At 70.5% G+C, this 12,754-nt stretch carries 14 protein-coding genes; 6 read left to right on the top strand and 8 right to left on the bottom strand.

Translation table 11 applies throughout. The annotated features are described in order from the left end of the window. Nucleotides 1–4: 4 nt before the first annotated feature. Nucleotides 5–1,228 carry a hypothetical protein gene (locus tag G6N51_RS21075; protein ID WP_083176332.1) on the bottom strand — a complete coding sequence of 408 codons (1,224 nt, stop codon included), beginning with the start codon at nt 1,226–1,228 and terminating at the stop codon, nt 5–7. Nucleotides 1,229–1,266: 38 nt separating this feature from the next. On the opposite strand from G6N51_RS21075, the gene G6N51_RS21070 reads away from it, so the two are divergent. Further along, the gene (locus G6N51_RS21070) at nt 1,267–1,887 is read left to right on the top strand and encodes a TetR/AcrR family transcriptional regulator (RefSeq protein WP_083176330.1); all 621 of its coding nucleotides are present in this window, start codon (nt 1,267–1,269) and stop codon (nt 1,885–1,887) included. Continuing rightward, complete coding sequence (locus G6N51_RS21065) at nt 1,874–2,371, top strand: nuclear transport factor 2 family protein (protein WP_083176328.1); 498 nt, start codon at nt 1,874–1,876, stop codon at nt 2,369–2,371. The genes G6N51_RS21070 and G6N51_RS21065 overlap by 14 nt, the downstream gene beginning before the upstream one ends. Nucleotides 2,372–2,375: 4 nt before the next feature. On the opposite strand, the gene G6N51_RS21060 is transcribed toward G6N51_RS21065, so the two are convergent. Together G6N51_RS21060 and G6N51_RS21055 are read right to left on the bottom strand one after the other, a co-directional pair. Then, entirely contained in the window at nt 2,376–3,032 is a 657-nt protein-coding gene (locus G6N51_RS21060; RefSeq protein ID WP_083176326.1) for a L,D-transpeptidase family protein, read from the bottom strand. 59 nt (nt 3,033–3,091) lie between these two features. After that, nucleotides 3,092–3,769, bottom strand: a complete 678-nt coding sequence (locus G6N51_RS21055; protein WP_083176324.1) for a phosphatase PAP2 family protein — start codon at nt 3,767–3,769, stop codon at nt 3,092–3,094. Between the two features lie 82 nt (nt 3,770–3,851). On the opposite strand from G6N51_RS21055, the gene G6N51_RS21050 reads away from it, so the two are divergent. Then, entirely contained in the window at nt 3,852–4,334 is a 483-nt protein-coding gene (locus G6N51_RS21050) for a hypothetical protein (protein WP_083176322.1), read from the top strand. Here G6N51_RS21050 and G6N51_RS21045 read toward each other — a convergent pair. Then, nucleotides 4,318–4,602: a hypothetical protein gene (locus G6N51_RS21045; RefSeq protein WP_083176320.1), complete on the bottom strand. Its 285-nt coding sequence runs from the start codon at nt 4,600–4,602 to the stop codon at nt 4,318–4,320. The genes G6N51_RS21050 and G6N51_RS21045 overlap by 17 nt on opposite strands. Before the next feature lie 73 nt (nt 4,603–4,675). Here G6N51_RS21045 and bluB point away from each other — a divergent pair, with 73 nt between their 5' ends. Next, nucleotides 4,676–5,353, top strand: a complete 678-nt coding sequence (bluB, locus tag G6N51_RS21040) for a 5,6-dimethylbenzimidazole synthase (RefSeq protein ID WP_083176318.1) — start codon at nt 4,676–4,678, stop codon at nt 5,351–5,353. 36 nt (nt 5,354–5,389) lie between these two features. Beyond that, nucleotides 5,390–6,793, top strand: coding sequence for a sulfatase family protein (locus tag G6N51_RS21035; protein ID WP_083176316.1), 1,404 nt, complete (start codon nt 5,390–5,392; stop codon nt 6,791–6,793). On the opposite strand, the gene G6N51_RS21030 is transcribed toward G6N51_RS21035, so the two are convergent. Beyond that, nucleotides 6,790–7,575, bottom strand: a complete 786-nt coding sequence (locus G6N51_RS21030) for a trans-aconitate 2-methyltransferase (RefSeq protein ID WP_083176314.1) — start codon at nt 7,573–7,575, stop codon at nt 6,790–6,792. The genes G6N51_RS21035 and G6N51_RS21030 overlap by 4 nt on opposite strands. Before the next feature lie 124 nt (nt 7,576–7,699). Between G6N51_RS21030 and G6N51_RS21025 the strand changes: the two genes are divergently transcribed. Beyond that, on the top strand, nt 7,700–8,908 hold the full coding sequence (locus G6N51_RS21025; protein ID WP_083176338.1) for an alpha/beta hydrolase family protein: 1,209 nt from the start codon (nt 7,700–7,702) through the stop codon (nt 8,906–8,908). On the opposite strand, the gene eccE is transcribed toward G6N51_RS21025, so the two are convergent. From eccE to eccD, 3 genes are read right to left on the bottom strand one after another with little or no spacing between them, the layout of a single operon-like run. Next, the gene (gene eccE, locus G6N51_RS21020) at nt 8,898–9,875 is read right to left on the bottom strand and encodes a type VII secretion protein EccE (RefSeq protein ID WP_083176312.1); all 978 of its coding nucleotides are present in this window, start codon (nt 9,873–9,875) and stop codon (nt 8,898–8,900) included. The two genes, G6N51_RS21025 and eccE, sit on opposite strands and share 11 nt — an antisense overlap. Next, nucleotides 9,872–11,260, bottom strand: a complete 1,389-nt coding sequence (gene mycP / locus G6N51_RS21015) for a type VII secretion-associated serine protease mycosin (RefSeq protein ID WP_083176310.1) — start codon at nt 11,258–11,260, stop codon at nt 9,872–9,874. Before mycP ends, eccE begins: the two co-directional genes overlap by 4 nt. Next, entirely contained in the window at nt 11,257–12,720 is a 1,464-nt protein-coding gene (eccD, locus tag G6N51_RS21010; RefSeq protein WP_142275267.1) for a type VII secretion integral membrane protein EccD, read from the bottom strand. The genes mycP and eccD overlap by 4 nt, the downstream gene beginning before the upstream one ends. Between the last annotated feature and the right edge of the window lie 34 nt (nt 12,721–12,754).

The following is a 12,754-nucleotide window of genomic DNA, read 5'->3' as shown; positions in this document are numbered from 1 at the left end:
GTGCTTACACCACGGTCAGCGGCAGCGATCGCCTCGGCTCGAACTGGAATGTCGCTCCGCCGCTGACTTTTGTTACCGACACCTCGGGCAGTTCGGCCGCCGCGGTGTCGGTTTCGACCAGTTCCGCGGTCCAGTCGGTGTCGGTGCCGCTGACCCGGACCTCGACGTGCGGGGCGACGGCGGTGGCGATCGCCTGCAGCGGTTGCACGGATTCGGGTGAACACAGCGCGATCCAGGCGGCGTCGTCGTGGGCCGGCGAGCGGTGCACGACGAGCCGGTCGGCCGTTTCGGCCCGCACGTAGCCCGCGGGGTTCAGCAACGGGTGCAGTTCGAGCACCTCCAGCACCCCGTCGACACCGCCTTGCAGCCCCAGCGCGCGGTGAATGCGCTCGGCGGCCACGCCCGCTATGCCGGTCAGGCCCTGGGTGCACACCGACACGGCCTGTTTCTCGTCGGCGGCGCGTGCCCGCACCGCGATCGCGAACGACAGGTAGAGCAGGTGCATCTGCAGGCAGACCTCGTCGGCCATCCGGACCAGCGCCGAATGCGAGAACCCCGCGAAGTCGAAGTCGGACAGCAGCGGGCCGGAGTAATCCGCCTCGCCCTCGTCGGAGCGGTCGATCGGATCGAGTTCCCATGTGGCGGCGCGGGTTTGACGGATGATGTCCAGCGCGGGGATGCCCTGGGCCTCGGGATAGGACTCGTCGATGATGACGGTCCACGCGCAGTGCGGATGACGATCCGCCGGCGTCCGCGGCGGCCGGTGGATTGGGCGCACCTGGGCGCGCGGGTTGGTGGCCACCGCGGTGGCGTCGAAGGTCGGGTCCTCGATGGTGTGGCACATGCCGAAGACGTACTTCTCGCCCATCGGCTCCACGTCCAGCAAGGCGCCGCAGTGGTCGAGGTGGAATTCGCCGTGCCAGCGGTCGTGGACGGTGTAGCGGAAGTCCATGAATTGCGGTGGCGCGCCGATGTCGAGCTGCAGCCCCTTGAAGATGGTCGGCACGTCGTCGCCTTCGAAGTTGAGCGCCCGCTGCATGCGCCGGGTGTAGACGGGGCTGGCCCCCGCCCACTCCTCGATGGCGATCTGCACCATCTCGTCGCGGCCGAACGCGCTGATGCACCAGGCCATCCCGGAGCGGTCGATCAGCTGCCCGATGAGGAGCAGTTCGGGAACCAGCACGGCCAGCTGCTCGCGCGTCAACCGCGCATATCGGGATCGGCTCACGGGCCAAAAATAGACTCGGCTATGTTATAAAGTCAACAATGTCTATTGCCGCAGCTCAAAGCGCCGGAGGCCCGGCCGGCCCCACCCGGCGCACCAGCGCGCCGCGCAAGCGCGGCGACGACACCCGCGCGCGGATCATCGACGAGACGGTCCGCTGCATCACCGAGGAAGGCTTCGCCGCGGCCACCGCCAAGCATGTGGCCGAACGCGCGGGCGTGACGTGGGGGGTCATCCAGTATCACTTCGGCGATCGCAACGGCCTGCTGATGGCCGTCGTGGACGACGGGGTGGACCGGCTGATCGAGAGCCTGTCGTCCGCCGATGTCCGCGAGCTGCCGCTGCGGACGCGCATCGAGGTGGTCGTCGACACCGCGTGGAGCTGCTACAGCAGTCCGACGTCGATGGCGGCGTTCGAGATCCTGCGGGCCACCCGCGGCGGCCCGGGCGAGTCGCCGCGGCGTCATCTGCTGGAGATGAACGCCGCTATCGGGCAGCTGGGGCTCCTCATCACCGACGATCCGGCGAATGCCGGTGTGGCCGAGGTTATCTGGGCCACGCTGCGCGGTGTGGTGCTGGCGCAGATGGTCACCGGCACGGCGATCGACTGGAGCCTGGAGCGACGCGCGCTGATCGACATGGTCACCCGTGTGCTGCAATGACCTGATGACCCCTCACGATCTCGCCGACATCGAAGCCATCAAGCAGGTGAAGTACCGGTATTTGCGCGCGCTGGACACCAAGCACTGGGACGACTTCGCCGACACGCTCGCCGAGGACATCAAGGCCGACTACGGACCGTCCATCGGCAACGAGTTGCACTTCACCAACCGCGACGACCTGGTGGAGTACATGCGCACGTCGCTGCCCGCCAACGTCATCACCGAACACCGGGTGACCCACCCCGACATCGTCGTCAGCGGCGACACCGCCACCGGCAGTTGGTATCTGCAGGACCGGGTCATCGTCGCCGACCTCAATTTCATGCTGATCGGTGCGGCGTTCTACAAGGACCAATACCGGCGCACCGACGGCGGCTGGAAGATCAGCGGCACCGGCTACGACCGAACCTACGACGCCACAATGTCTTTGGAGGGCCTGAACTTCACGCTCAAGCCCGGCCGTGCCATTGCGGGCGTCGACTGACGCGTTACTGGGTGATGGCGATCACGGCGCCGGGCCGCAGCCATTTCATGATCGACACCAGCTGAGCGTCGTCGACCGCGACACACCCCTCGGTGGGCTTGCCGTCGGTGGTGTGGAAGAAGAACGCCGCACCCCCGCCGGGGGTCTTGTTCTTGTTGACGCCCATCACGACCGCGTGCTTGTACTGCGGGATCTGCAGATTCTCGCTTTCGGCGGTGTTGAACGGGCACTGCGCCTTCTGACACACCTGCATGGAGTTGAAGGTGGGGCTGTGGTCGTCGCCGCTCCACCAGTGGTTGGGCCCCACCTGCGTATACGGCAGTCCCGTACCGGGATTCGGAGCGGTGCCGAACGCGGAGTCCAGGGTGTAGACACCCATCGGGGTGGCCGGCACCCCGCTCTTGGCCTGCGGCGCCATGCCCGCCGAGCCGACGTGCGTGGGAATGCCGGTCCGCAGCGCCTGCCAGCCGGCGGCCGAGCGCTGATAGATGTCCATCGTTGCGTTCGACCCGCCGGTGCTCATCACCGAAACCACCTGCGTGGCATTGCCGACGGCGTTGGCGAACCAGGGGGCGCCCGCGGCGGCACTCATCGGCGCGAACGCCAGGGACGCGAAAAACGCGCACGCCGAAGCGGACAGCAAAGCGAGCAGTCGGCGCATGACCTCAATCGTCAAACCCGCACAGCCCAAGGTCAAGTAAAGCTTTAGACCCGGTTAGGTCACCGCGCCGTGACCAAATCGTCCGCGTCCCACCGATTTCGGGAGCGCTCCGCGCCGGCGGGGCGAATGACCATGACGCACAACAGGAAATACAGGTAGCCCAGCGACCATCCGGCCAACACGTCGGACGGGTAGTGCACGTTCAGCGCCACCCGGGAGGCCCCGGCCGCCAGCACGCTCAGCGCCACCGCCGACACCGCGACGCGGCGCGGCAGCCGGCTCATCGCCGGCAACGCCAGCGACAACCCCGCGCACAGCGCGGCCGTCACTTCCAGCGCATGCCCGGACGGAAAGGAGGTCTCGGCGGCGGCCACCAGCATGGTCGACGGCCGCGGCCGGTCCGCCAGCGCCTTGGCCGCAACGGTCACCAGTCCGCTCAGCGGCGCGCAGGCCAACAGCAGCAGCGCCGCCCGCACCCGGCGCATGACCAGGGCGGCCAGTGCCGCCACCGCGCCCAGCACCCGCAACGGGACCGGGCCCAGCGCGAAGGAGACGTCAGCCCAGAAACGCACCCAGAACGGGTGGTTGACCGCGGCGTCCCGCGCGCCGTCCAGCAGCGACCAATCCATGCGCTGCTGCCAGTGCCAGTCCTGGGCATATCCCACCCACATCAGCGCGTAGACCAGCGCCGCGGCCAGGGCGATGCACACGGCCGGACGGGTCCGGGGTCGGGTCATGACCCCACCGATACCAGCCCCGCACCGGCCAGGATCGGGCGGCCTGACCAGGCGGTCACCGGGCCCGGTCCATACTGGCGTCATGGCCGTATTCGTCCGTAGGTTGTTCGGCATCGGCAAGCTGCCCGACGACGTGTACGCGCAGGTCCAGGCGGAAGGCCTGATCTACCACGCCGACTTCGTCGCGGTGCTGCGGCGATTCCGCGGCGCCATCCCCGGCGTGCGATTGCCGCACAGCGTCGCCAGCTACACGGGTTCGCTGGTGTTCACCGAGGAGCGGGTGCTGGCCACGCTGTCGATGTTGCCCAGGCTGGCCGGCCCGACCGTCGACGTCCGCTGGGATGCGCCGGGGACCGGCGCGGCGCGGGTCGAGATTTCGTCGACCGGTTTGCGGGTCGACCTCGACGTGGCACGGGTGGACCCGAAGTTCAGCGGCGAACTGACGCTGCACTACAAGGTCGCCATTCCGGCCGACGTGCTCGGCCGCCTGCCGCGGCACTCGTTGGCGTTCGACATGCCGGCGGAGTACGTCTTCCGCGCGGTCGGCGTCACCTATAGCCCGTGATCGTCATCCGCGGCCAGGGCGGCTGCCGCAGCACCGCGAGGCTGCCGATCACCGCCGCCAGCAGGCCGGTGATCACCCCGATCAGCGCGATCCGATTCGCGTCGATCGCAGCCTCCCAGGACGCCTCGCCGTTGCGGATGACGAAGACGCCGAGCGGTTTGACGACGGGGATCACGGTGGTGCCGTCCGGTGTCTGATAGGGCTCGCCATAGACCCGGCCGGCGGCGGGGTCGGTGGGCAGCTGGTCGAGAAGGTCGAAACGCTTCACGGAACACTCCTTTCTCGGGTGTTCGGCCGGTCCGCGTCGCGGACACGGTTCACGCTAACGCGGATTTCCTACGATGACTCCCGTGAGCGACGAGGCCTTCAGCCCGCAGGAACGGCGGGCCGTCTATCGGGTGATCTCGGAGCGGCGGGACATGCGCCGCTTCGTCCCCGGCGGCGTGGTGGGCGAGGACGTGCTGGCACGCCTGCTGCAGGCCGCCCATGCGGCGCCCAGCGTCGGCCTGATGCAGCCGTGGCGGTTCATCCGGATCACCGATGACTCACTGCGGCGGCGCATCCATGCGCTCGTCGACGAAGAGCGACCCCGCACCGCCGCGGCGCTCGGCGCGCGGGGCGAGGAGTTTCTTGCCCTGAAAGTCGAAGGCATCCTCGAGTGCGCCGAACTGCTGGTGGTGGCGCTGGGCGACGATCGCGAGAAGCATGTATTCGGCCGGCGGACGCTACCGCAGATGGATCTCGCGTCGGTGTCGTGCGCGATTCAGAATCTGTGGCTGGCGGCCCGCTCGGAAGGCCTTGGCATGGGCTGGGTTTCGCTGTTCGATCCGCACCGGTTGGCGGCGCTGCTCGAGATGCCCGCCGGGGCGGAGCCGGTGGCCATCCTGTGCCTGGGTCCGGTGCCCGAATTCCCCGATCGCCCGGCGCTGGAGCTGGACGGTTGGGCCGTCGCCCGCCCGCTGTCGGAGTTCGTCTGCGAGAACCGCTGGACTCAGCACACCCGGACTGCCGACAGCTAGCTGCGGTATCGTCGCCCGTCGCGGGGCAAGTGGGAGGTGACGGAATTGGCGCCGGGCGAAGCAGCGGGCCGCAAAAACAACGTGCTGATCGTGCACTGGCACGACCTGGGGCGTTATCTCGGCGTCTACGGCCGCCCCGACGTCAGCAGCCCCCGGCTGGACCGCCTTGCCGCCGAGGGCATCCTGTTCACCCGGGCGCACGCCACGGCGCCGCTGTGCTCGCCCTCGCGCGGATCGCTGTTCACCGGGCGTTACCCGCAGAGCAACGGCCTGATCGGGCTTGCGCACCACGGCTGGGAATACCGCAGTGGCGTGCGCACCCTCCCCGAGATACTGACCGACGCGGGTTGGTATTCGGCGCTTTTCGGGATGCAGCACGAGACGTCCCATCCGCAGCGGCTGGGCTTCGACGAGTTCGACGTGTCGAACTCGTACTGCGAGTACGTGGTGGAGCGGGCCTCCGACTGGCTGCGCGGCAGCACCGAGAACCTCGCGGGCCAGCCGTTCCTGCTGACCGCCGGGTTCTTCGAGACGCACCGGCCCTACCCGAGGGACCGCTACCAGCCGGCGGACGGCGCGCGGGTCGACCCCCCCGATTACCTGCCCGACACCCCCGAGGTGCGCGACGACCTCGCCAGCTTCTACGGGTCGATCGCGACGGCCGATGCCGCCGTGGGCCGGTTGCTGGACACGCTGGCCGAAACCGGATTGGACGCCACCACCTGGGTGGTGTTCTTCACCGATCACGGCCCGGCGTTCCCCCGGGCCAAATCCACGCTCTACGACGCGGGAACCGGCATCGGCATGATCATCCGGCCCCCCGGCGGCCGGGCCGTGACCCCGCGGGTCTACGACGAACTGTTCAGCGGTGTGGACCTGCTTCCGACGCTGCTGGGCCTGCTGGGTCTCGAGGTTCCCCCGGACGTGGACGGGGTCTCGCACGCGAGCGCCCTCCTGGAGCCCGACCCGGACGCGGCGCCGGTGCGGGACCACGTCTACGCGACGAAGACCTATCACGACTCGTTCGATCCCATCCGCGCGATCCGCACCAAGGACTACAGCTACATCGAGAACTACGCGGCCCGGGCCCTGCTCGACCTGCCGTTGGATATCGAGGAAAGCCCGTCCGGGCACGCCGTGGCGCCGTTCATCACCGGCCCGCGCCCGAGACGCGAGCTCTACGACCTGCGCGCCGACCCGACCGAGACCACCAACCTGCTGGCCGGTGTCGACGCGCACGCCGACGAGGTCGCCGCCGATTTGGCTGTGCGGCTTCATGATTGGCGGCGGCGCACGGGCGACGTCATCCCGTCGGAGTTCGCCGGCACCCGCATCGCGGCGCGTTACACCGAGACGTACCTGCACATTCACCGGTCGAACCCGAGCGCCCGGTCGGCGATCGCGGCCGACCGGGGCGTCGAGGGACAGGCGAGCGGTTAGCCCGTCGAGCGCCGCGAGCCGCCCACCTCGGCGACGATGAACACCCGGCGGAACGGGAAGATCGTGGTGCCGTCGGCCCGGGGCGGGTAGGCGTCGTCCAGCAGCGGGATGAGTTCCGCCCGGAACCGCTCCCAGTCTTCGGCGCTCAGCCGCTCGCGCACCGGAACCAGGGCCGTCCCGGTGATCCACTCCAGCACCGGGTTGTCACCGGTCAGCTGGTGCAGGTAGGTGGTCTCCCAGACGTCGACCCTGCACCCGGCGTCCAGCAACAGGTTGGCGTAGTGGATCGGCGGCTGCACCACCGCACCGACGCGAAACGGTATGTCGCGCATCACTTTTGCGTAGGGCTCCCGCCGGGCCAGCGTGCGCACCGTGGCGTGTGACGGCGTCTCGAAATTGCCCGGGATCTGGACGGCGATCCACGATCCGGCTTGCAGTTCATCCGCCCAGCGGACGAGCAGCTCGGCGTGCTCGGGCACCCAGTGCAGGGCGGCGTTGCTGACCACGACGTCGGTGTCGGGCTTGGGCTTCCAGTCCCGCAAGTCGCCGATGACGGCGTCGATGCCGCGTTCCTTGGCGGCGGCGACCATCTCCGGCGAGGTGTCCACGGCCTCGATCACCGCGTCCGGCCAGCGCCGGGACAGGTACTTGGTCAGGTGGCCGGGCCCGCAACCGAGATCGACGACCCGCCGGGCCCGCTCGGCACCCACCCGGGACAGCAGATCGTAGAAGGGCCGGTTGCGATGATCCGCAAAGGCCAGGTAGACATCGGGATCCCACATGTCGGTCCTCCTGATCGATGCGCCGTCGGCGGTCGGCGGAACAGACCAACCGTATTACCGCATGCCGCCCCCGCGCCGCCCAAGTGGCCCCGGGAACCGCGCCGGCCGGTTAGCATCGGCGTTCGTGGCGCCCGACAGTTCGATTGATCCGCCCATCCCCGTTCCGGACATTCCCGATGCCCTGCAAGGTGCGGACGTCGGAATCGACGTGGACGGATTGCCCCCGAATTCCGCGTTGTCCCCCCGCCAGCGGATGGTAGTCGAGGGTTCGGCCATCGGCGACCTCGCCCTGCGCACCTGGGTGTCGTCACTGCTCACCGCGACCGTGGCGCCGGCCGTGCTCGCCGCCTCCCTGCGGCACGCCGATGCCCGCGCCGAGCGCGCCAACCTGGAGTTCTACGCCGGGCTGGGGGCGCAGGGCGACCCGGTGAAGTCGTTTCCCGCGCCGACCGGACCGCCGCGGGTGTCGTCGCGGCCCGCGAGCCCGCTGACCGAGTGGGTCGCGGGCGGCACGGTGCACAACATCGCGTTCGAAAGCAGCTTCACCGCCGTCAACCCCGCGCTGCGCGAACGGTGGAGCGCGTGGCGGTCGAACAACGTCGTACGCGCGCAGCACTGGCGCCACGATGACGGGCCCCGCCCCACGCTGTGCGTCATCCACGGCTTCATGGGGTCGTCGTACCTGGCCAACGGGCGATTCTTCGCGCTGCCGTGGTACTACCGGTCCGGCTACGACGTCTTGATGTACACCTTGCCGTTTCACGGCAAGCGCGCCGAAAGGTTCTCACCCTTCAGCGGTTTCGGCTATTTCGCCGGCGGCCTGAGCGGTTTCGCCGAGGCGATGGCGCAGGCGGTGCACGACTTCCGGTCGATCATCGACTATCTGCGCGGAACCGGGGTCGACCGTATCGCGCTGACCGGCATTTCGCTGGGCGGCTACACCTCCGCGCTGGTGGCCTCGGTCGACGACCGGCTCGCGGCCGTCATCCCGAACTGTCCCGTCGTCACCCCGGCGACGTTGTTCGACGAATGGTTCCCGGCCAACAGACTCGTGCGGTTGGGGTTGCGCCTGGCCCAGATCAGCCGTGCCGAGTTATCGGACGGGTTGTCCTACCATTGCCCGCTGAGCTATCGGCCGCTGCTGGAACACCGGCGGCGGATGATCATCACCGGGCTCGGCGACCGGATGGCACCGCCGGAGCACGCCGTCAAACTCTGGGAGCACTGGGATCGTTGTGCGCTGCACTGGTTTCCGGGCAGCCACGTGCTGCACGTGAGCCAGCTGGACTATCTGCGGCGGATGACCGCGTTCCTGCAGAACGTCATGTTCTAGCGGTCTCGGGCACCGGGGCCGCGCCCACCACGGCCGTCCAGTCCAGCTCCGCCAGCAAGCCAGCCGGGGCGTCGACGTGCCCGTCGAGCCGCCGGGTGGACAGCAGGTCCAGCGCCTGAAGCGCCGGCCGCTGGTTGCCGCGCTGCGCGGTCAGGCCGGCGGGCGGCGCGGTCCGTTCCGGCGGCGTGTCGGTCAAGAAGGCGCACGCGGCGGCGACGGTGAGGCGGGTCCCGTCGCCGGCGATCTCCAGCGCCGCGCACGTCTCGCGCGCCGGATGCGCGCGAATCGCCTCGAGCGTCTCCGCCAACCCACCGTCCACCTGGATCTGGTATGCCGCAAGGTAATCCGAGGCGCCGCGTTGCACCGCGGACCACCGCTCGCGGGCGTTGGAGGTGAGCAACCGCGGGACGTCGTCGGGCGCGACGCTGGTGACGTCCCAGCCGAGCTCGCGCAGGTGGTCGGCCAGCCGGCGCGCCACCACCTGCGCGGTCTCGCGCAACGGGATGCGTTCCGAGCGCGCCCGCAACGCGGCCAGGTTGTCGGTGGCCGAGATGGTGATCCCGATCCACGTCTCGCGCCTGGACGCATCGGCTGCATTGTCGCGGCTGGTGATCCGGATCTTGTCCGCGCGGATGCCGTACCGGTCCAGGTAGCGGGCCAGCAGCGGCAGCACGCCGGGGTCCGCGCCCGGCGCCCCGACCCGCAGCAGAGCCGTTGTCGCGGTGGCGGATTCGGGGGCGGCCCGCTCGCCGCGGCCCAGGATCGCCAGCCGGCGGCGCAGCAGCGTGGTGACATACAAGCCGCGCCAGCAGCCGAAGAGCACGAGCACCACGGCCGCTGCGATGCCGAGCAGCCAGTAGTCGCGCGGCGATCGCCAGGGGTAGGCCATCACCGCGGGCACGATCGCCAGCAGCGCCAGGGTGATCCGGCCGGGTCCGGGGGTGGGTATCCAGCGCAGCAGGCTCACGGGGTGGGGTCCTTTCGACGGCGGGTGGCGGCGACGGCGCCCGCGGCCGCGACAAGCACGGCCAGCGCGGCGGTTCCGGCCAGCGCGACGGTCCGCGGGGTGGTGTCCTGGGGTGCGGGTGCCGGCGGGACGGCGACCGGCTTGACCGGCGCGCCGGCAGGCTGGTTGCCCGCGGGCAGCTGCCAGGTCAGGGCCGCCACCGGATCCACGCTGCCGGCGCCGACGACATTGGACGGCGCCCTCGCGCCGTTGTGCGCGGTCGCGGTGAGGCGATGCACCACCTGCGCGGCGTTGAGGTCGGGGTACTTGCTGCGGACCAGAGCCGCGACGCCGGCCACGTAGCCGGCCGCGTAGCTGGTGCCGGTGAGCGCAACCTGTTGCTGGTGTTCGTCGGGCAGCCCGTTGGCCAGGCCGCCGCCGTCGCCGTTGCCGATCGACACGATGCGTTCGCCGGGCGCGGCGATGCCCACCCACGGGCCGGCCATGGTGAATTTCGACGGCTGGCCGTCCGGTGTCAGGGAGGCCACCGACAGCACGTACGGCTGCCACATCGACGGGATGGACATCGAGGTGACGCCGGCCCAGTTGCGCGGATCGTCCGGGCGGCTCAGGTCGGTGAGCGGGTTGGACTCGCAGGACGTTCCGCCGGCGACCGACCCGGTCGGTCCGGTGTTGCCGGCGGCGGCCACGATCACCGCGTCCTTGTCGACCGCCGCGTAGCGGATCGCCGCCCCCAGCGCCGCCTGATCCACGGGCCGGTCGGCGGGCAGGCAAGTGAGCGTGGAGATGTCGATCACCCGCGCGCCGAGGTCGGCCGCGTGCACGATCGCCCGGCCCAGCGTCGTGACGTCGGAGGAGGCGCGCGCCATCAGCGGGTCGCCGCCGGGCGTGCGCGGCGAGAACTTGGCCGACGTCGTCCTGATCGACACCACCCGCGCCGCCGGCGCCACGCCGGCAAAACCGTCATCTCCGGGCTGGCCCGCGATCAGGCCGGCGACCAGGGTGCCGTGGCCGTCGCAATCCGTCAGGCCGTCGGTCGTCTCGACGAAGTCGCCGCCCGGATCGACGTTGGGCAGCCGCGGGCCCGGCCTCACCCCGGTGTCGAGCACCGCCACCAGCTGGCCGTCACCGCGCGAGAATTGCCATGCCCCGGGCAGATTCAGCGTCGCCTGGCTGGGCGTGACGGCCGCGGGGTCGCTGCCGGGGATGACCCCGGCGACGCTGCACGGGCCGCGTTGCTCCATCGGCTGCACGGGGCCGGCGGCGCCGCTGGGCGGCTGGACACCCGGATCGACCTTCGGCGCCTCGATCGCCATGGCCGCCGGGCACGTCCACAGCATGGCCGCTAAAGCCGCTGTGAGACAGGCTGATCCGGACCGAATCATCGATTGAGTATCCAAGCGAAGATGCCGACCAGGTAGGCCATGACGGGGATGAGCGACGCGTCGAGCCCGGCCGCCACGAAGCCCGTCAGCCGGCGCAGCGGAAGCGAATAGCTCTCCGGCTCGGCGATGCGCGGGTTGAGGGCAACCACGATCCACACCGAGGTCAGCGCGACGAGCACCAGCACGGCGCCCAGGGCGGCGGCGTAGCGCCCGGTCGCGGTGTAGAGCCCCAGCAGGACGCCCGCGGTCAGGTAGGGCTGCGCGAGCAGCCACGCCTTACAGGCGGCCGAGTCCCACACCCGGGCGCGCAGGACGGACGTCGCCGCCGTGGCGCCCACCACGTACCAGCCCACGCCGGCGAGCGCCTCGGGGCGCAGCGCGATCGCCATCGACCCCATGACGCTGAGCAGCACTGCGGCAGCGATGAATCCGCTCTGATGGGCGTCGCTGATCCGCACCCGCCGCGGCAGATCCTCGAGCACCCGCAACGACGGGGCCGACGGGGTGGGGTCGCCGGGCGCCGGGATGACCGGCAGCGGGAAACGCGCCCACAGCGCCGAGAGCTGGGCCGCCTCGATGGTGACCAGCAGCGCCGCCACGATCAGGCCGCAACCGATCGCGAGCGGGCTCAGGTGCCAGAGCAGCACGGCACCCGCGGCCAGCGTCACGCCGGCGCCCACCACCGCGGTCGTGGTGAAGAGCCCGACGATGCGTTCACGTTCGGCGCCGGGCACCATCAGGGCGATCAGCGACCACGCGGTGACGCCGGCCGCGGCGAGCATGATGTGCGCCGGGCCGAAGCGTCCCGGCACCGCCAATGCCAGCGCGGCGCCTATGGGCACCAGCGCGGCGACCGAGCACACCGTCCCGGTGCGCGGTGAGCGGGCGGCGACCAGCAGGCCGACGATCGCGGTCACCGCGGCGACGGCGCTGACCGCGACGAGCCCGGCGAGCGCGCCGGTGGCGACGCGGTAGGTGGCCGCGAGCCCGGTCGCCAGGAACGCGACCGCGATCGCCGCGGCCAGCGCCGCGCGCCCGATATGCGTTGCGCCCCAGGGCCTCAGCCGGGAGGTCGAGAAGATCATGGCCGCGTCCGCGATGTCCTCGACGATGCCCGGGGCCGCCTGGCCCACCGGCACCGGTTGCAGCGCCAGCAGGTCACCGTCGACGACGCCGACGGTGTCCAGGCTGGCGTCCAGGCTGAACGGCGCCCCACCGATCGGCGCCAGGCTCAGCTGTGTCGCGGCGCCGAGGTCGGCGGCGCCCCGGGAGGTGCCGTCGGACTCGCCGTTCGGCTCCACCGGAATGACGAGCCGCTGGACCGCGGGGAGGATCTCCCGCAGCGGCAACTCGGCGGGCAACGCCATCTCCGTCAGCCTGCTGTCCGCGAGGATCGCCACGCGGACGATCGGCATGACGGCGCCGGACGTCACCGGTCCCCCGAAGGACGCTGGGGCCATACCTGAAACATCGTTGCTCTCTTCTCTCGTGGAT

It is taken from the genome of Mycobacterium paraseoulense (assembly GCF_010731655.1).
Lineage (GTDB): Bacteria > Actinomycetota > Actinomycetes > Mycobacteriales > Mycobacteriaceae > Mycobacterium > Mycobacterium paraseoulense.
The sequence above is the reverse complement of the archived record's forward strand: the minus strand, read 5'-3'. Positions and strand labels throughout refer to the sequence as shown.

What these genes read in the sequence shown, in the direction of transcription:
- G6N51_RS21070 (WP_083176330.1), top strand. Translation starts at nt 1,267, where the DNA reads ATGTCTATTGCCGCAGCTCAAAGCGCCGGAGGCCCGGCCGGCCCCACC.
- G6N51_RS21060 (WP_083176326.1), bottom strand. Translation starts at nt 3,032, where the DNA reads ATGCGCCGACTGCTCGCTTTGCTGTCCGCTTCGGCGTGCGCGTTTTTC.
- G6N51_RS21055 (WP_083176324.1), bottom strand. Translation starts at nt 3,769, where the DNA reads ATGACCCGACCCCGGACCCGTCCGGCCGTGTGCATCGCCCTGGCCGCG.
- G6N51_RS21050 (WP_083176322.1), top strand. Translation starts at nt 3,852, where the DNA reads ATGGCCGTATTCGTCCGTAGGTTGTTCGGCATCGGCAAGCTGCCCGAC.
- bluB (WP_083176318.1), top strand. Translation starts at nt 4,676, where the DNA reads ATGACTCCCGTGAGCGACGAGGCCTTCAGCCCGCAGGAACGGCGGGCC.
- G6N51_RS21030 (WP_083176314.1), bottom strand. Translation starts at nt 7,575, where the DNA reads ATGTGGGATCCCGATGTCTACCTGGCCTTTGCGGATCATCGCAACCGG.
- mycP (WP_083176310.1), bottom strand. Translation starts at nt 11,260, where the DNA reads ATGATTCGGTCCGGATCAGCCTGTCTCACAGCGGCTTTAGCGGCCATG.
- eccD (WP_142275267.1), bottom strand. Translation starts at nt 12,720, where the DNA reads ATGGCCCCAGCGTCCTTCGGGGGACCGGTGACGTCCGGCGCCGTCATG.